Raw genomic sequence first — 17105 nt, 5'->3', positions numbered from 1 at the left:
TAATCTCATTATTGAAATAATCAGATTATCGAAAGAGTCGTGATGCGCGAACTGGCAAGACGCAGACTGTTTGCCCTGGTTGCCGCAGGCGTTGCTGCCGCGTCGACCGGCTGCGGACGCGGCGACGAGGAGGACAAGGTGCGCGTGGTGGATGAGGTAGCCGAGATCGTCGGGCCGGTGGAGCGGATGGACTCGTTCCCGACGGTCGACGAGCTGAACAAGTTCGTCGATGGGTTGGCAGCCGCGCATCCGGGCGTGGTCACCGTCGAGGAGATCGGGCGTTCCCGCGGTGGCGATCCGATCCGCGAGGTCCGGATCGGCTCGGGGCAGCGGCACCTCGTCGTACTCGGCAATCCGCACCCGAACGAACCCATCGGGATGGCGACGATCCAGCATCTGCTGCACAGGCTGACTCGTGGCGACGCGGACACCCTCGGCGCCACTTGGCATTTCGTGCTCTGCGTGGATCCGGACGGGACTCGACTCAACGAAGGGTGGTTCGCCGGACCGATGACCAGGACCGCTGTCGCCCGCGACTTCTACCGCCCGGCGGGGTCCGAACAACCGGAATGGTGTTTCCCGATCACCTGGCAGGGCACCGAAGTCGGTGTGGCGCTTCCGGAGACCAAGGCGCTGATGGCCCTCATCGACCGCACCCGTCCCGCACTGATCGCGTCGCTGCACAACGCCGATTTCGGTGGCGGGTTCTTCTACACCACCGGCGGTGACGCCGGGTATTACGCGGCGCTGACCCAGTTGCTCGCCGATGCGAATGTGCCGCTGTATCAAGGCGAGCCGGACGCGCCCGGCGCGAAGAGCTGGGCGCCGGGCGTTTTCGAGTTACCGACGTTCGCGCAGATGGCCGACGCCTTGGTGGCGGTCGGCGTGGATCCGGTGCCGTCGATCGGTGGCGGTGGCAGCCGGGACTACTCGGCTGCCTACGGGACAGCGGTACTGGTCGTCGAATTACCGCTGTGGGGTGATCCGCGGATCACCGACCCGGCGGCGAGCGACCGCTCCGTCGGCAGCGTAATGCGCGCCGCCGCAACGGCATGCCGGGAGCTCGTCGACCTCGTGACCGGCGTGCTGGATCGGCTGGGTGGCCGGGCGACCGGGCGCAGTCCGTTCGAACGGTCGCTGCGGGCCGGGCTGACGGACCTGCTGGATCTGGCCGCGGCCAAGGATGCGGCAGCCGATCAGCAGCGTGTCGCGACCCGCGGTGAGGTATTCACCGAGGAGTACGTCTGGACCGGCCTGCACCGCCTGCGCAGCGGCGGCATGCTGCTGCGCCTGCTCGATGAGGAGGTGCGGCGGGATCCGTCGCCGGAACTGGCCGCCGAACGCGCGCGCGTCGCCGCGATATTCGAGGGGTGGAGCGCTGATATCGAGCGCAACGCGCCAGGTCGGGCGGTGCCGCTGGATCGGTTGGTCGCGATCCAGTCGGGCGCCATCGTCACCGCGGCGACCAGGTTGCGGGACGGTCTGCCGATCTGACGGTTTGTCCGCGACCGGAATGTAATTGCCGCGCCGCGCGCTACACAGGACGGCGGAGCCGGTGCGGGGACGAGTGAGCAGCGTCATGGTGCCCCGCCAGCACTCCAGGCGTAAGTTCGTTAATTAGCGAAATACCGAAGGGTGGTGAGCGTGCTCGACGAGTGCAAGGCCCTGGCGAACGAGACCCGGTTGCGCATCCTGGAGTGGCTCAAGGACCCGCAGACGCACTTTCCGGGACGAGCCGATGAGACGGCCGAACTCGGCGTGTGCGTCGGTCTCATCCAGCAGAAGGCAGGCACCTCGGCCTCGACCATGTCGGTGCATCTGGCGATCCTGCAGCGTGTCGGCTTCCTGAACGCCACCCGGCGCGGGCAGTGGACCTACTACCGCCGCGACGACGCCCGCATCCGCGCCTTCACCGAACAACTGCACCGCGTTCTCTGACCTGAAAGGCACTTCTCATGCCGACTGCTCTGTCCATCCTCGACCTGGCGACGATCGCACCCGGCCAGACCGCGCGCGACAGTTTCCGCAACAGCGTGGCACTGGCCAGGGCCGCCGAACGCAGCGGTTACCGCCGCGTCTGGTACGCCGAGCACCACAACATGCGTTCGATCGCGTCGAGTGCCACCAGCGTGCTCATCGGTCACGTCGCGGCACAGACCGACACCATTCGGCTCGGTTCCGGCGGCATCATGCTGCCCAACCACTCACCGCTGGTGATCGCCGAACAGTTCGGCACCTTGGCGACGCTGTTCCCCGGCCGGATCGACCTCGGCCTCGGCCGGGCGCCGGGTAGCGACCAGAAGACGATGCTGGCGCTGCGCCGCAACCCCGCGTCGGCGGATTCCTTCCCGCAGGATGTGCTGGAACTGCAAGGGTATTTGTCGGGGCACTCGCGGGTGCCGGGCGTGCGGGCGGTGCCGCGGGCGGAAGAAATTGTGCCGCTTTACATTCTGGGTTCGTCGCTGTTCGGTGCGCAGCTCGCCGCGCAGCTCGGCCTGCCGTACGCCTTCGCGTCGCATTTCGCCCCCGAGGCGCTGCACCAAGCGGTCGCCGTATACCGCGAAACCTTCCGGCCGTCGGAGCAACTGGCCGAGCCGTATGTGATGGCGGGAGTCAATGTCTTCGCCGCCGAGAACGCCGACGACGCGGCAGCGCAGCAGACGATCGCCTACCGCGCGCGGGCCCGGCTGATGATCAAGCGGGGTGCGGCGGGCGCCGACTTCACCGACGCCGAGATCGACGCGTTCCTCGCCTCGCCCAACGGCCGTCAGCTCGCGTCGATGACCCGCTACACCGCCACTGGAACACCGACCGAAGTGCGCGACTATCTGGACGAGTTCGCCGCCTCGATCCAGGCCGACGAGCTGATTCTCGCCCACCACGCCACCCGAATCGAGGACCGCGTGCGCTCCGTCGAGCTCACCGGCACGGCCATGGCCGCAGCTTCGCCCGAGCCTGCCGTCAACTAGCTACGGCGGCGTGATAGCCAGGTACACACTGCTCCACAGTTGTGCCGCATTGGATTCCGTCACGTCCCCTTCGTTGGCGCCGTAGGGCGCGACCTGGTAGCGGCCGTCCGCGAAACGCCAACTCCACAGTTCCGAGTTCGACATCGGCTCGGCGGCGGTGATCGCCTGCCACAGGGTGCGTTGGGCGGTGCGGAGGCGGTCGCGCACGGGTTCCGGCAGATCGGTACGGTCCAGTTGGCGCGCGAGACCGCTGGCCAGCGCGGCCTGCATCCAGGACCACACCACCGTGCCGTGATAGTCGCGGTTGGTGAACTGCGCCTGGAGCCCGGGGTCGGCGAAGACCGGATTGGCGACCACCAGCCCGGCTCCGGTCATGAGTCCGAAGGGGAACGGGCGGAACAGCGTGCTCACCTGCTTGTCCAGGATTTCGGGCGGGGGAGAGCCGAACAGCAGGTCGAAGGTGTCGTCGGAATGCGCGATCGGTATCGGCGTACCGGCGGCGTCGAGCGAGACAGCGGGAAAGGTGACCGGGCTCTGGTCGACCGCCGCGAGCGCGTCTTGTGCTGGTACGCCGAGCATTTCGGCGTAGGAGCTGATGGCGGCTTCGGCTTGCCCGGCGTCGATGGTCACGGCGAACAGACGTGGCGCTTCGGCGCGCCACGTTTTCGCCGCGGCGGCGGCGAGGGACAGTTCCATGCGGTCGTCGGAGTTCAGGAAAGGATCGAGCACTCCGTTGTCGAGCAGCCGAGCGGTTGCCTCCAGCGCGGCCGGGGCCAGGATGGCGTTGACGTCATAGGGATACCGGCCTCCGCCGAGCCCGATGCCACTGTCCCGCCACTGACCGGCATCGCGCCCCTCTCGCAACGCAATCAAATTCTCGTAGCGCGGATCGCCCGCGAACGCCTCGGTGGTCGACAGGACGAGCCGCAGATTGCGGACCAGGGCCTGGCCGATCGACGCGGTGGTCTTGTCGAGCGGCGCGGCGTCAGAGTTCAGATAAGCGGCCGCGCGTTCGGCTCCCGCCGGATCGTCGAGCAGATAGGCGGCGACCACCGGTGCCAGCAGGTAGTTTCCGTCGATCATGCTGTAGTCGAGAATCGGTGTGTCACTGAGGGTGCCGGTCTCTCGCTTGTGGGTGAGGATCGCGAATTCCGACAGCGCCTCCTCGTGCGCCACCTGTCCTTCGGGACCGAGCCGGGCGAGCACAGCGCGGATGCCCGCCTCGAGCGCGTCTGGCGCCAGCACCGGCTTCAGCAGCATCATCGAGATCAGCGTGTCGCGGCCGAAATAGGTATTGAACCGCCACGATCCGGCGAGAAACTTCTCTCGGTAGCTGAGGAAGGTGAGCGTGTTCTTCGCGCTGTCGAGGTTTCGCTCGCGGCCGTTCAGTAGGGCGCTCCCGGACAGCGGTGTCAGCGGGGTGTCGCCGGTCGCGGCGGTGACGCGGAGCTTGATCCGGCCGTCGGCGCCCGCGGTGATCGTCCGCCCGGCCGCTACCGTGCCGTCGAGCACATCGAGACTCAGGCGGTAACCGGGCGCGCCATCCAAGCGGTCCCGGGCCCAGGTCACGGTGTTGTCCGAAGTCGTTGGGGCGACCGGGATCTCGGTGGGCACGAAACCGAACTGGTCGTAGTCGCGCAGGACACGGACATTGGACAGCACGGCGCGCTTCAGCGCCACCTCCGGCGCCGCGATCGAGGCTTCGAAGCGGATGCCGTGCAGCGGCCGTCCGCGCGGATCCTTGATGGTCTCCGCCTCGGGTTGGCTGTCGAGCACCCACTCCGCCGAGTTCGCCAGCGGCTCGAACCAGAGCCCGACCCCGCTGTTTCCGGCGGGGAACGCCACCACGATGCGCGGATTTCGGCCGGACCGCAGCAGCAGATGGGCCGCACTGTCGCCATCGCGGGTGAGGTGGTTGAGGTTCAGTCCTTCCGTCACCTCGAAGCGGAAGGCCGTGTCGTCGGAACCCGAGGTGCATCCCGTGGCGAGCAGCAGTACCACCGCTATGCATACTGCCACTACATGTTCGAGGAAAGATCTGGCCCGACGCCCGGCAATCCGGATCGTCTCGTCACGCTGCATGACAGAGCCCCTTCGTCCGTGCTCCGGACATCCGGAAACACTTTTCCGAACTCGCCGAGCCGCACAGCGCTCGGCTGGGACCTATTCAATGTATCGCCGACCGACGGTCCAGTCGGCTGGAATGGACGTCTGCGGCTCAGCTGCTCGGCTCGAGCTGGTAGGCGGCGGCTTGCAGGCCGAACATGTGGGCGTAGGTTCCGGCCAGCATCATGAGTTCGGCATGGGTGCCTTCTTCGATGACGCGACCGCGGTCCATCACGATGATCTTGTCGGCATGTCGAATGTTGGCCAGCCGGTGGGTGATCAGGATCGTGGTGCGATTGCCCGCGCTTCGGCCGTTGCCACGGCTGAGGTGTTGCAGCGATTGGAAGACCGCGTGCTCGGCCCTGGCGTCCATGGCCGCGGTGGGTTCGTCGGCCACCAGGATGGGCGCGTCCCGGTAGAGCCCGCGTGCCACGCTGATCCGCTGCCACTGCCCGCCTGAGAGGTCTCTGCCTCTGGTGAATCGGCGCGAGAGGACCGTGCGCTCGCGGTAGGGCAGCTCGTCGATGACCGTGTCGGCACCGGACTCGCGCGCCGCCGCCGCGAACACGAGGTCGTTCGGGTCGACGCGCTCGATCCGGCCGATGCGGATATTGTCCCGCGCCGTCATCGGCCAGCGGGCCGGATCCTGCATGACCATCGCGACGTGCCGGTAGATCGACTGCTCATCGACCGTGGACAGGTCGACCCCATCCCAGCGCACCTGCCCTGCTGTCGGCAGATACAGGCCGGTGATCAGCTTGGCGACCGTGCTCTTGCCCGAGCCGTTCTCGCCGACCAACGCGATGACCTGGCCGCGGCGAATGGTCAGGTTCACCTCGCGCACGGCAGGTTCGTCCTGATCGGGATAGGTGAAAGACACTGAGCGCAGGGTGATCTCGCGTGGATCGGTGGGCGCGCGGGTCGCTGATGGCGGGCGGGTGCGTTGTTCGGTTTGGGTGAGCAGGTTGGTGTAGAACTCGAGGTACAGAATGTTCTCGTAGAGGCTGTTGACGCCGACCATGGTCTGCGACAGTGCGGCGGCGGCCATCCGCATCGCCACGATCGCGGTGCCCGCCATGGCCAGCGGCAGCGCGCCGAGGTAGAGCAACAGGCCCAGCACGCCGAAGGCCACCCCCATGCCGGCCCCCGCGATCGTCCGTCCGACCAAACGCACGCGCGCCCTTGCCAATTCGACCCGGCTGGTTTCCTCGGTGATCTGCTCGCTGATCCGCCGATACTCGGCGAGCAAGGCCGGGCCCGCGGTACCGGCCCGTAGCTCGGCCGCGGTGTCCCGGTCCGACAGCAGTTCGCTCGCGATGGCCGTGCGCAGGTGGCGGCTCACCATCCGGACGTAAGACTGATAGGACAGCTTCGCCGCCCGCGCCGAAGCCCACATATCGGGGACGACGGCCAACAGCACCAACGGTGCGAGCACGGGGTGCAGCACCGCCGCCGTGCTCACCGCGGCCCCGACATGGATGAGCGCGCCGGACACGCTGGTGATCGCGTCGACCGAGCGGGCGATGCTGCCCATCCCGCGTTGCAGGCCCTGCCGGATCAGGTCGGCGTATTCGCTGTCCTCGAAGGCGATCAGGTCGACCCGCGCGATCGCGGTGTGCGCCTTGTCCCGCGCTATCTGCTCGACCCGGGGCTTCAGCACGGCTTGCGCGGTGGCGGTGGCACTGTCGATCAGGGCGCGTGCGGCGAGTGCCGCCACGACCAACCCCACCGCGGGCAACGCGGACACCACACGCTGTGGTGTCGGGCCTTGCGCGAGCAGCATGGTCAGCACGTCGGCGGTGGCCAGCAGGCCGAACGCGGTCGCGCATCCACCCGCGACGGCGAGGACAGCGGTGAGGATGGTCAATCGTCGAGAGGCGTGCCAGGCCAAGCCGATTACCACACGCGCACCGGCGGGCAGTGCCAGCAAAGTTCGCCACAGTCCGGCGTTGGCGACCTGCTGATCCACCGTCATCCACTTGGGTGTGGTCATTTCGTCCACGCCGACGAGGGGCGCATCGGCGAATTGGGTTTTCGTCATGCGGTCGGCAGCCGACGTCATGGAGTTACTTCAGGCACCCTGGCCCTTGGCTGACACAGAGGCTGCCGCAGGTGTATTCGTGCGAGTCCGGGTTCGGATCCGTTGTCGGCGGGTCGCCCGCTCCGGGCAGCCCCGCGGCGCGGACCGGTTTGCCGAGCCGGATGTCCAGGTCGAACGCGTCGAGCGTGGCTTTCACCTTGTCCTCCAGGGTCGTTCGCGGTAGTGGCACCACACCAGGCTCGCTCGGCGGCCCTCCCGATCGGCAGGGACTACGGCCGGGAACTTTCGGGAAAACGTCCCGGACATTCCCGGTCACCTCCTCTATCGCTGGGGGTCCAGCGTGCCGCACGGTGGTAGGCGTGCAATCCACGCGGCGGCAATCGGGCCGCCGGGGAAGGAACAAAATGTCCGCTCCGGTAGACGAGTTCGATCTCGATATTCGCCTGGGTGACGTACCGGCACCGAATCCGAATGACCAGCTCACTCCGCTGGTGATGCGGACCAACGAAGCCGTCTGCCCCACCGATGAATGTAGTAGTTACCCGATGTGCAAGACCACCGAACGGACTTGCTGAAAGAAGGATGAATATGTCCGCACCAGTTGATGAGTTCGATCTCGATATTCGAATCGGCGACGCCGTCCGGTTGCTCGACCCGGCCATGGCCGCAAGGACATCCGATTTCGAAACGTGTGCCGACTCGCACTGCGCGACCTGTGGCTCTGCCTGCAACACCGAGCACCCGCCACGCTGCACCAAGTACTGCTGATCGGTCGGGAGGAATCCAGATGGAATCCCACGCCGCCGGGCGAGCGTGGCGGAGCGTGCTGCCCGCGGACCTGGCGGCCTCGGCCATCGCCATGTCCATGGAAGTGGGCGAACGGCTGTGCGCCATCGAATCGGCGGTTCCGCCGCACAACGCGGGGCGTGCCGTGTTGTTCGGTCAGCTGGACCGGTCACTGCCGGAGCAGGATTGGGCACGGCGCTCGCACACCCGCCTGACCGCCGCCGCACGGACCGTCGAGCAGACCGAGCGCGGAGTGCTCGGCTTGTTCGGCGGGCTGTGCGAGGTGGCGTTCGCGGCCCACGCGCTGTCCAGGGACGGCACCCGATATCAACGTCTCCTGAGCGGCTTGGACGGCGCCATCGCGACATCGGCGGGCGAACTCGGCCGCACGGTCGCCCGAGCCCCGGCCGGGCTGCCGTTCGCCGCGTTCGACGCCATCTCCGGGTTGGCGGGCATCGGCGCATACCTGTTGTGCCGCAGAGATGAACCGCGAACCGAGGCCGCGTTGCGCGAGACGCTCACCGGGCTGGTCGGCCTCTGTGGTGAAAGCGAGGGACTGCCCAACTGGCATACGCCGTTCTCCGTGATGATTCCGAACACGCCGATATCACGTTCCTATCCCGACGGCGTGCTCAATTGTGGCCTCGCGCATGGGGTCCCGGGCCCGCTGGCGGTGCTGGCGCTGGCCGAGATGTCGGGCATCTCCGTGCCAGGCCAGCAAGCGGCGATCGAGCGGTCGGCACACTGGTTGGCCACCCATCGAAGCGACGACGAATGGGGGCCGAACTGGCCCACCGGAATCCCCATGCCGGACGCGACCGGAGCCACGCCGCGTGCCTACGGTCCGACCCACAACGCATGGTGCTACGGCAGTCCTGGAGTTGCCCGAGCGCTGTGGCTGGCCGGGACGGCGCTGGCGGACCCGAAATTGGGCGCGCTCGCGGTGGACAGCATGACCGCGGTGTTCCGTCGTCCGGCGGATGTTCGGCGCATCGATGCCTCGCCCGGCCTGTGCCACGGGGTGGCCGGGCTGCTGCAGATCACGCTGCGGTTCGCGCATGACACCGGCGAGGCGGTGTTCGCGGCCGCTGCCGCCACCCTGACCGGCCGGCTGCTGGCGATGTTCCAGCCGCACCGACGGTTCGGATACCCCGCGCTCACCGAAAACGGCACAGCCACAGACGATCCCGGTCTGCTCGACGGTGCGGCCGGGGTTGCCCTCGCCCTGCTCGCCGCTGCCACCGACGCCCCACCCGAGTGGGACCGCACGTTGCTGCTGGCCTGAGAAGAGACCGAATGACTTGGGGGAGTGTGGTGCCGACCGCGACCGCGGCGCGGGCCGTCGCGGTGGCGCGGGAGGTGGCTGCTCGCCTCGCCACGCCGGACAGTCTGCCGCCCGCGCCGCACCGGTCGACCCGTTTGCGCGACGGTGCGTCCGGGGCCGTGGGCTGCGCGCTGTTACTCGGCCAGTTCACCGGGCACGACTGGGAATCGGCCGCCCACCGGTGTCTCGGCGCGGCGGTCGGCGATATCGCGCAGGCCGGGTTCGGCTTTCCCGGCCTGTTCGACGGGCTTGCCGGGGTAGCGTTCGCGACCGCGACCTTGTCCCGCGACGGCGCCCGCTACCGGCACCTGCTCGCGGATGTGGACCGCCTCGTCATCCGCGACGCCACTGCCCGCGCGGATGCGGTGACACACGCGCCGCGCGGACTGCCGTTCGAAGCCTTCGACATCATTTCCGGCCTCGCCGGGATCGGCGCATACCTGTTGCGGCGCAGTGAGATCGCCGAGGCGAAGCAGGCCCTGCGGGCCGTGCTGACCGCTTTGGTGGCCGTATGCCGTTGGGATGCCGGCGTACCCAACTGGTACACCCCGCCATCGCGCATCGCTCCGGGAACCCCGATGGCCGAATCGTTTCCCAGCGGTGTGCTCAACTGCGGTCTCGCACATGGTGTGCCGGGCCCGCTCGCACTGCTGGCGCTCGCCGAACTCGACGGCATTCCCGTTGCCGGACAACGTGCATCGATCACCACCGTCGCGCATTGGCTGGCGGCACAACGGGTCGATGACGAGTACGGGCCGAATTGGCCGAAAGGGGTCGCGTTACCTCGCGGGACGGCGGTCGGCGCACCGGCTCCGCGCAACGCCTGGTGCTACGGCGGGCCGGGAGTCGCCCGGGCGTTGTGGTTGGCGGGCAAGGCAATAGATGACGCTGAGCTGCGGGCGCTCGCGGTGGACGCGATGGCCGCCGCGTGGCTGCGCCTCGCCTCGGTGCCGGACCCCGACACCTCACCTGGACTGTGCCACGGCATCGCCGGGCTCTTGCAGATCACCGCGCGCTTCACCCAGGACACCGGCGACGCGAGATTTGCCCGGGCCACCGTGGCCCTGACCGATCTGCTGCTGGACCTCTACGACCCGGGATACCCGTTCGGCTTCCGCTTTTCCGGCGAGGAGCCGCAAGACCGCCCCGGCCTGCTCGACGGCGCCGCCGGACCCGCCCTCGCCCTGCTCGCCGCGGGTACCGATGTGCCGCCGACCTGGGACCGAATGTTGTTGCTGGCCTGAGGAGATGAGATGGCGATGACCGGATCGAAGCTGTATCGCCCGCTGGACTGGCTGCTGGTCCGCGCGCCGCTTCTGCCGATCGAGGAGTATCTGGCGCTCGGTGGCGCCGCGACACCGGACTGGCCGATCGAGACCGCGCCGGGCACGCTGGTGCCTGCCGACCCGAGGATGCAGCGGGCGCTCGCGGTGGGCGGCGGCGACCTGCTGCGCGCCTTGGAACGGCCGGTCGCCGATGCACGCGCCCGCAGGCGGCTGGCGGGCAAACTCCAGCGGTACCTGATCAGGATGTCGAGTAGGCCGACACCGTTCGGCCTGTTCGCCGGTGTCGGACTCGCGGGCTGGGGTGACCAGACCGACCTGGCCATCGCCGACGCGCCTCGGATCGTGCGCACCAGGCCGGACATGGGCTGGCTGCTCGACTTCGTGCACACGATGGAGCAGCGCGCGGACGTACGTTCGCGGCTGCGCCTGTTCACGAATCCCGCGGCGTTCGTCGAAGCCGACCGGGTGTTCCTGAGCGAGCGCACCCCCATCGGCGACGATGCCGAACCCGGTCGGCCGATGTCGCTACGAGCCACCGCGGCGGTGCGGCGGGCACTGGAGTGCGCGCGAATCCCGTTGCCCTACAGCGATTTGGTCGCCGAGTTGACCGGTGTGTGCGGAGCGACCACCGAAAAGGTGGAGCGGCTGCTGGACCAGCTGTGGGAACAAACCCTGTTGCTGACCGACCTGCGGCCGCCACTCACCGCCGCCGAACCGGCCCGCTATGTGGCGCGCAGGCTCGCCGAGATCCCAGCTGCCTCCGATGACGCGGTGGCGCTCGGCGAACTGCTCGACGAACTAGCGGCCTGGGACCGGCTCGACAACGACCAGGCCGCAGCCCGATTTCCGAAGCTGGTGGACCGCGCTCAGGCGGTGCATTCGGTGCCGACGCCCAAAGGCCCGTTCCAGACGGATATGGGCACACCGCTGGCCGGACGAACGATCAGCCGGGCGGTCGCGACCGAAGCGGCCCGCGCCGCCGAACTCACGCTACGGCTGACCTCGTGGCCGACCGGCCCGACCCATCTGGACAGCTACCGCACCGCCTTCCTCGATCGCTACGGAGCCGAACGTGAGGTAGGGCTGCTGGAACTGCTCGACCCGGAGATCGGGCTCGGCGGCCCAGGTCAGTTCGACAACACCACGCCGGACGACAGCCGACGGCAGCTGCGCCAGCGCACACTTACCGAGCTGGCGCTCAACGCGATCAAGGATGGCAGGCAGGTGGTCGAGCTCGATGCGGCCGCGATTGCCGCATTGGAGTTACAACCGCTCGACGTGGCGAAAGCTCCTACCTCCATGGATATTTCACTGTTCGTGGTCGCCGAGTCGGCCGCGGCGGTCGATGCCGGGGACTTCCGAGTTGTGGTCGGTCCCAATATGGGTGCTTCGGCGGCCGGGCGCGTGCTCGGCCGCTTCGCCGACCTGATCGGGCCAGCGGCGGATGCGGCGCTGCGGGCCGCCGCGGCGGCCGAGGCCGCTTGCCGACCCGGAAGGCTGTGGGCGGAGGTCAGTTATCTGCCGAGACCCGGCCGACTGGCGAACGTGACGATCCGGCCGCTGGTGCGGGAGTGGGAGCTCGCCTTCGACACGACGGCCGGTGGTCGGTCCGACCGAGTGGTTCCGTTGGCCGAACTGGTTGTCGGCCTGCGGGATGACCGATTCGTGGTGCGGTGGCCGCGGACCGGGCAGGAGGTCGTCGCCTGCGCGGGGCACATGCTCAATTCGCAGGCGGCACCGGCGGTCGTGCGTTTTCTGGACGAGATCAACCGCAGCGGGCGGGCGGTACCCGCCACCTTCGACTGGGGTCCGGTGGCCGGATTCCCCTTCCTGCCAAGGGTTCAGGTAGGCCGGATCATTGTGGCACCGGCCCGCTGGCGGGTGAACGCCGACGACCTGGCCGAGTCCTTCGCGGAAACCTTCGCCGCATGGCGGGACCGGTGGCAGCCGCCGCGATATGTGTACCTGACGATGGCCGACCACCGCCTGCTGCTCGATCTCGACGCCCCTGACCAGGTCGAACAGCTCCGGGTCGAGGCCCGCCGCACCCCCGGTGGCCGGTTGTACCTGGACGAAGCATTGCCCGCGCCGGATCAGGCGTGGCTGTGCGGGCCCGATGGGCACTACGTCAGTGAAATCGTGGTGCCGGTGGTGCTCGATGCCGTCGAACCCGCGGCCGAGCCGGTGCGGGCGTCGATGCACGCCGCCCGGTCGTCGAGTATCGAACGTCTGCGTCCACCGGGCAGCGATTGGTTGTTCGCGAAGCTCTACCACGTGCCGACCTTCGAGGAGGATTTGCTCGCCGATCCGATCCGCACGTTCTGCGCGCAGGTCGTCGCGGACGGATCGGCGGACAGCTGGTTCTTCATGCGGTATGCCGATCCCGATCCGCACCTTCGAATTCGCTGGCACGGCGCTGCCGACCAGCTCGCGGACAAACTGGCACCCACGTTGCTGCGGTGGGGAAACGCGTTGGTGGCCAACGGGTTCTGCCGCCGGGTGGGCCTGGACACCTATGACCAGGAGGTGGAGCGTTACGGCGGCGCGGCGGGCATGGCGGTGGCCGAGGACTTGTTCGCCGCCGACAGCGTCGCCGTGCTCGACCTGCTGGCGCTGATCGATCAGCGGGCGATCGAGCTGGATCGCACATTGCTCGGCGTGTACACGGTGGCCGACCTGGTCGCCGCGCTCGGCCTGGCGGAGGCGGAGCGGGACGAGCTCTTCCGGCGCGGGGTGCTGGATCGACGCGCCACCTCCGAGGAGTACCGCGGTCAGCAGCCGATCCTCCGGTCGATGCTCGGGGATCCCGGGTGGTTGTCCGATCAACCCGGTGGGGACGCGATCGCCGCGGTGCTCGCGCGCCGCCGAATCCACGTGCGGGCGAGCGCCTCCCGTCTCGACGCTCTAGCCGATCGCGGCGAACTGGGCCGGTCGCGGCTGGAATTGGCGCGCAGCTTCGTGCACATGCATTGCAACCGACTGCTCGGTTGTGGCCATCCGCCGGAGCAACGCGTACTCGGCTTGCTGTGGCGGACGGGGGAGAGCCTGCGGCACGCGCCGCTGCGTTCGTAGTGCGGACGAACCCATAGCGGCGGAGCGGTGCGGGAGCTAATATAAGCAGAAACTTATCTAAGGAGATGCTATGCCCCTGCTGACCGACCCCGCCGCCACCGCCGGGCTCGTCGCCCGCGAAGTCCGTACCGGCTCCCGGGACGGCGCACCGACCAAGATCGCTGTGGCCCGGCGTAGCTACGCCACCGACCGAGCCGACCTCTGGGACGCGCTGACCAATGCCGAGCGACTGCCGCGCTGGTTCCTGCCGGTCAGCGGTGAGTTGAAGCTCGGCGGTCACTATCAGATCGAGGGCAACGCCAACGGTGTCGTCGAGCAGTGCGAGGAGCCACGACGGTTCGCCGTCACCTGGGAGATGGGCCCGCAGGTGTCCTGGCTGGAGGTGACGCTGAGCCCCGTCGACGAGGGCACCCTGCTGGAACTGGTGCACGAGGCGCCGGTCGACCCGGACCTGTGGTCGCAATACGGTCCCGGCGCTGTCGGTGTCGGCTGGGACCTCGCGTTGATGGGCCTGGACCTGTACCTGTCGAGCGGTGCGGCGATGGATCGGGCTGCGGCGCTGACCATTCACACCACTGCCGAAGGCAAGGAGTTCATCCGGGCGGCGGCCGTCGCCTGGGCGGACGCGGCCGTCGGTGACGGCGACGACCCGGCCACCGCGCACGCGGCTGCGGAGCAGACGGTGGTCTTCTACACCACCGAGCCCGAGGACGGCCCGCAGTCCTGATGGCGCACTCCCCGGCGAAGATCTTCGAGGCCCTGGGCGACCCGGTCCGTCGCTACATCCTCGAACTGGTGGCGACCGGCGAACAGCCCGCGGGCACCGTCGTCGCCGCCGTGCAAGGGCACACGCGGATTTCGCAGCCCGGCATCTCCCAGCATCTCAAGGTGCTTCGCGATGCCGGACTGGTGCGCGTCCGCGCGGAAGGCACTCGTCGGCTCTATACTCTCGACCCCACCGGCGTAGCGGCGGCCCAGTCCTGGCTCACCGGCCTGGCCGACCCACTGGCCCAGTTCGCCCAGCCGCTCGACGCCCTCGCCACCGAGATCGCCCGCGGCCACCGTGCCCGGCGAGCAGCCGAGTCCTTCCGTCCCGCTGAGGAGGACGGTGGCCGGGACGCCAGGCACGCCTGAGGGCGCTCGAATCCCGATGCCGCCCACCCTAATTCGCCCTTAAGATTCGCGGTTTCCGATCATGGAAACGATCATCGAAACATAGGCTCGTCCCACCAGTGCGGGTAGGCCGATCATCGGCAGTCGCCGACCGATCGGCATCTGGGGTTCGACTACCCTTCAGAGATAGGAAGAGCAATGCGCATACGTGCAGCAATCATGGCCGTCGGGATCGCGATTCTGGCGCTCACTGGAATGTCCGCTCCGGCTTCAGCGGTCGCCTCACCCGGCCACACCCAGCTCGCACCGGAAGGAGAACTGGCCAGCTGGCGGTTCATCGGCTGGTACAACACCAATTCGCGATGCGTCGACGCGGGCCAGCAGTTTCAGCGCGAACACGCCATCCGCGAGTGGAAATGCGTCTTCGACAATTCGCATTACCCGCCCTATGCCCTCTGGGGTAGGTAGGCCGTCATCGGCCGAGTAATCCGGTGAGAGTTGGTTGGGCCCCCTTCGTGGTCCAACCGATTCGGAACGACTCGGCTAGGGAATGACTTTCTTCCGGTTGGGTTCTGTCGCACCGTGGTAGGCGATGATCACGAGCACGAGGAGCAGGACGACGATTTCGAGGATGTTCCATGCCAGGGGTGCCGCGGCGGGGGCGGCTTCCTGGGTGAGCGGGGACGGCGCCGTGCGCTCGAATGGTGCTGGTGCGATTGATGATCCGGGCGCGACGACGGGTGCGGCCACCGGCCACAGCGGGGGACTCGGCACCGGTGACGGGATCAAGAGCGGAAAGCTGGGCGCGGGTGGGGGTGGTGTGACGGTGGCAAGTGCCAGCAGGCACGTCAGTATCGCACTGCCGGTGACCGCGCTGCCGACCGCGGCGCTGCCGAGCGAGGATCCGTTCGAGCCGAAACCGGAGCCTATGCCCGGCGGAACCATCACCGAACCCGCCGAACCGACCATCGCCAACCACGGCGGGGCGAGCATCCCCGGCCCGATCACGCCGGAGCCCGTGGCCGACCCGAGCAAGAGCAACGCACCTCCGGTCACCGCGCTACCGGCGCAGGCCGTGAGGAGGCTGCCGCTGTCGAGCCCGAGGACGGCTGGACTTGTCTCGGGCGCTGGAATCTCGCCCACCGCTGCGGGGCCGGTCACATTGCCGAACCGGGGAATTCCGCTCGCGGCGGCCAGGGGTATCGGCGGCTCCAGCGCCAGCGGTGTGCCGTCGACCGCACTTCCGGTCGAAATAGCCTGCGGTACAGCGCTTCCGGTCGCGAGATCGCTGTACCACGGCGGGATCGTCTCCTCGGCGTCGGACCGCCCCGCGCACAGCACCGCGGCGGGTACGAACGCGCTCACCACGACGAAGCTCCGCGCACCCCTTGCCATTCGCGGCGCGATGCCGCCGGATGTCATGTGTGGAAGTCTCATTCGGCGTTGGTAACCGGTCCGCCGGTGGCCAGCTGATATTGCGACTCGGCATAGACAAAGGCGTCTTTCGGAACGCCGAGCACACCGGAGAACGGCCGCTCCAGGTCGTGCACCGCCATCAGGGCCGCGCCGATCACGATGCCGAGCAGAGCGGTCATCGCGACGCTGCGCCGAGTGACCTGCATGCCGGTCAGCACCGGGTGCAGCAACACCAGCACAGCCCCGAAAAGCAGGGCCATGTACAGGAATTCGGGGATGGCGCGCTCGACATCGACGGCGCGATCATGGCGGGCCTGGGTGGCCCGCTCGAGACCTGCCAGCGCTCGGGACCGTGCCTCCATGACGGTCGATTCCGGCGAGTGCACCGCCGCCACGGTGTCGCGCAGGGAATGGAGTGCGTCTCCGGCGGACTGGCTGAGGCGACTCTGATGCTCCATGAGCGCCCACTCCTCGGTGAGGACGTGCTCGGTGTAGGACCGTACCTGGGCGTGGATCCGCTGCTGCTCCGGCCCGGGCATGGCGTGTGCCGCCCAATGGACGTCGACCAATCCCTTCGCCTCGGCGATGGTGTGGTTGTGTGCGTTCTGGGTCTGCTGCCAGCAGGTCACGAAGACAAACGCCAGTACCGCGGTGAAGAACGTCTTGCCCAGGTCGAGCGCGAGATGACCGGACGCCTCGTCACCGGTCTGCCGCCACGATTTCGGGCGTAATCGGTCGCCGACAATGAATACCCCCACCGCGATCAGTGCGGCGCCGAACGCAACGAGCAATTCTTGAGCCATCTCGCTCCGCTTTCCCGGTCAAAGTCGGTACAACTGATTTCCGAGTGCATGGTTGAGCGGCCGAGGCGACCCCGGCATGGGAATATTAGACAGCAACCATCGAAGATTAGTCCTGGACGACTGCTTGACGGTGGCTAAGTTACCGAAGTGTGATCAATATTGAATAAGCCGAGCGAATTTGTAGCAAAT

General features: G+C 68.1%; 16 protein-coding genes. 11 read left to right on the top strand and 5 right to left on the bottom strand.

Going from position 1 to position 17105, the window contains the following annotated elements:
• The first annotated feature begins 42 nt into the window (after positions 1-42).
• From ACFK0J_RS21195 to ACFK0J_RS21185, 3 genes are all read left to right on the top strand, one after another.
• Entirely contained in the window at positions 43-1494 is a 1452-nt protein-coding gene (locus ACFK0J_RS21195; RefSeq protein ID WP_378729837.1) for a M14 family zinc carboxypeptidase, read from the top strand.
• A 144-nt stretch (positions 1495-1638) separates the two neighbouring features.
• Positions 1639-1938, top strand: coding sequence for an ArsR/SmtB family transcription factor (locus tag ACFK0J_RS21190; protein ID WP_378729835.1), 300 nt, complete (start codon positions 1639-1641; stop codon positions 1936-1938).
• 17 nt (positions 1939-1955) lie between these two features.
• Positions 1956-2969, top strand: coding sequence for an LLM class flavin-dependent oxidoreductase (locus ACFK0J_RS21185; RefSeq protein WP_378729833.1), 1014 nt, complete (start codon positions 1956-1958; stop codon positions 2967-2969).
• Here ACFK0J_RS21185 and ACFK0J_RS21180 read toward each other — a convergent pair whose 3' ends face one another.
• The 3 genes from ACFK0J_RS21180 to ACFK0J_RS21170 all read right to left on the bottom strand — a co-directional run bounded on the left by ACFK0J_RS21180 (position 2970) and on the right by ACFK0J_RS21170 (position 7345).
• Complete coding sequence (locus tag ACFK0J_RS21180) at positions 2970-5051, bottom strand: hypothetical protein (RefSeq protein WP_378729832.1); 2082 nt, start codon at positions 5049-5051, stop codon at positions 2970-2972. It lies immediately after the preceding gene.
• Positions 5052-5187: 136 nt separating this feature from the next.
• Positions 5188-7137, bottom strand: coding sequence for an ABC transporter ATP-binding protein (locus ACFK0J_RS21175; RefSeq protein ID WP_378729830.1), 1950 nt, complete (start codon positions 7135-7137; stop codon positions 5188-5190).
• A 4-nt stretch (positions 7138-7141) separates the two neighbouring features.
• Positions 7142-7345 (bottom strand): hypothetical protein, encoded by a 204-nt coding sequence (locus ACFK0J_RS21170; protein ID WP_378729828.1) that lies wholly within the window; start codon positions 7343-7345, stop codon positions 7142-7144.
• Positions 7346-7520: 175 nt separating this feature from the next.
• On the opposite strand from ACFK0J_RS21170, the gene ACFK0J_RS21165 reads away from it, so the two are divergent.
• The 8 genes from ACFK0J_RS21165 (at position 7521) to ACFK0J_RS21130 (ending at position 15165) form a co-directional block, all read left to right on the top strand.
• Entirely contained in the window at positions 7521-7691 is a 171-nt protein-coding gene (locus tag ACFK0J_RS21165) for a hypothetical protein (RefSeq protein ID WP_218469144.1), read from the top strand.
• A gap of 13 nt (positions 7692-7704) precedes the next feature.
• Entirely contained in the window at positions 7705-7884 is a 180-nt protein-coding gene (locus ACFK0J_RS21160; protein ID WP_378729826.1) for a hypothetical protein, read from the top strand.
• Positions 7885-7903: 19 nt separating this feature from the next.
• Positions 7904-9187, top strand: coding sequence for a lanthionine synthetase C family protein (locus ACFK0J_RS21155; protein WP_378729824.1), 1284 nt, complete (start codon positions 7904-7906; stop codon positions 9185-9187).
• A gap of 11 nt (positions 9188-9198) precedes the next feature.
• On the top strand, positions 9199-10470 hold the full coding sequence (locus ACFK0J_RS21150) for a lanthionine synthetase C family protein (protein WP_378729822.1): 1272 nt from the start codon (positions 9199-9201) through the stop codon (positions 10468-10470).
• A 15-nt stretch (positions 10471-10485) separates the two neighbouring features.
• Positions 10486-13584 carry a lantibiotic dehydratase gene (locus ACFK0J_RS21145; protein WP_378729820.1) on the top strand — a complete coding sequence of 1033 codons (3099 nt, stop codon included), beginning with the start codon at positions 10486-10488 and terminating at the stop codon, positions 13582-13584.
• A 70-nt stretch (positions 13585-13654) separates the two neighbouring features.
• Positions 13655-14311, top strand: coding sequence for an SRPBCC family protein (locus ACFK0J_RS21140; protein WP_378729818.1), 657 nt, complete (start codon positions 13655-13657; stop codon positions 14309-14311).
• Positions 14311-14718 carry an ArsR/SmtB family transcription factor gene (locus ACFK0J_RS21135; protein ID WP_378729816.1) on the top strand — a complete coding sequence of 136 codons (408 nt, stop codon included), beginning with the start codon at positions 14311-14313 and terminating at the stop codon, positions 14716-14718. Before ACFK0J_RS21140 ends, ACFK0J_RS21135 begins: the two co-directional genes overlap by 1 nt.
• Before the next feature lie 177 nt (positions 14719-14895).
• The gene (locus ACFK0J_RS21130) at positions 14896-15165 is read left to right on the top strand and encodes a hypothetical protein (protein WP_378729814.1); all 270 of its coding nucleotides are present in this window, start codon (positions 14896-14898) and stop codon (positions 15163-15165) included.
• 75 nt (positions 15166-15240) lie between these two features.
• Here the strand turns inward: ACFK0J_RS21130 and ACFK0J_RS21125 are convergent, their stop codons facing one another.
• Positions 15241-16134, bottom strand: coding sequence for a hypothetical protein (locus ACFK0J_RS21125; RefSeq protein WP_378729812.1), 894 nt, complete (start codon positions 16132-16134; stop codon positions 15241-15243).
• Positions 16131-16916: a DUF4239 domain-containing protein gene (locus ACFK0J_RS21120; RefSeq protein ID WP_378729810.1), complete on the bottom strand. Its 786-nt coding sequence runs from the start codon at positions 16914-16916 to the stop codon at positions 16131-16133. Before ACFK0J_RS21120 ends, ACFK0J_RS21125 begins: the two co-directional genes overlap by 4 nt.
• Positions 16917-17105: the final 189 nt, after the last annotated feature.

This window comes from Nocardia brasiliensis, assembly GCF_042691675.1.
GTDB classification, from domain to species: Bacteria; Actinomycetota; Actinomycetes; order Mycobacteriales; family Mycobacteriaceae; genus Nocardia; species Nocardia brasiliensis_D.
Note: the sequence above shows the minus strand (reverse complement) of the source record. Positions and strands in the feature narration are given on the sequence as shown.

Excerpts from the sequence above, each read along its gene's own strand:
- ACFK0J_RS21195 (WP_378729837.1), top strand. The coding sequence starts at position 43 with ATGCGCGAACTGGCAAGACGCAGACTGTTTGCCCTGGTTGCCGCAGGC.
- ACFK0J_RS21185 (WP_378729833.1), top strand. The coding sequence starts at position 1,956 with ATGCCGACTGCTCTGTCCATCCTCGACCTGGCGACGATCGCACCCGGC.
- ACFK0J_RS21180 (WP_378729832.1), bottom strand. The coding sequence starts at position 5,051 with ATGCAGCGTGACGAGACGATCCGGATTGCCGGGCGTCGGGCCAGATCT.
- ACFK0J_RS21175 (WP_378729830.1), bottom strand. The coding sequence starts at position 7,137 with ATGACGTCGGCTGCCGACCGCATGACGAAAACCCAATTCGCCGATGCG.
- ACFK0J_RS21165 (WP_218469144.1), top strand. The coding sequence starts at position 7,521 with ATGTCCGCTCCGGTAGACGAGTTCGATCTCGATATTCGCCTGGGTGAC.
- ACFK0J_RS21160 (WP_378729826.1), top strand. The coding sequence starts at position 7,705 with ATGTCCGCACCAGTTGATGAGTTCGATCTCGATATTCGAATCGGCGAC.
- ACFK0J_RS21155 (WP_378729824.1), top strand. The coding sequence starts at position 7,904 with ATGGAATCCCACGCCGCCGGGCGAGCGTGGCGGAGCGTGCTGCCCGCG.
- ACFK0J_RS21150 (WP_378729822.1), top strand. The coding sequence starts at position 9,199 with ATGACTTGGGGGAGTGTGGTGCCGACCGCGACCGCGGCGCGGGCCGTC.
- ACFK0J_RS21145 (WP_378729820.1), top strand. The coding sequence starts at position 10,486 with ATGACCGGATCGAAGCTGTATCGCCCGCTGGACTGGCTGCTGGTCCGC.
- ACFK0J_RS21140 (WP_378729818.1), top strand. The coding sequence starts at position 13,655 with ATGCCCCTGCTGACCGACCCCGCCGCCACCGCCGGGCTCGTCGCCCGC.
- ACFK0J_RS21135 (WP_378729816.1), top strand. The coding sequence starts at position 14,311 with ATGGCGCACTCCCCGGCGAAGATCTTCGAGGCCCTGGGCGACCCGGTC.
- ACFK0J_RS21130 (WP_378729814.1), top strand. The coding sequence starts at position 14,896 with ATGCGCATACGTGCAGCAATCATGGCCGTCGGGATCGCGATTCTGGCG.
- ACFK0J_RS21125 (WP_378729812.1), bottom strand. The coding sequence starts at position 16,134 with ATGAGACTTCCACACATGACATCCGGCGGCATCGCGCCGCGAATGGCA.
- ACFK0J_RS21120 (WP_378729810.1), bottom strand. The coding sequence starts at position 16,916 with ATGGCTCAAGAATTGCTCGTTGCGTTCGGCGCCGCACTGATCGCGGTG.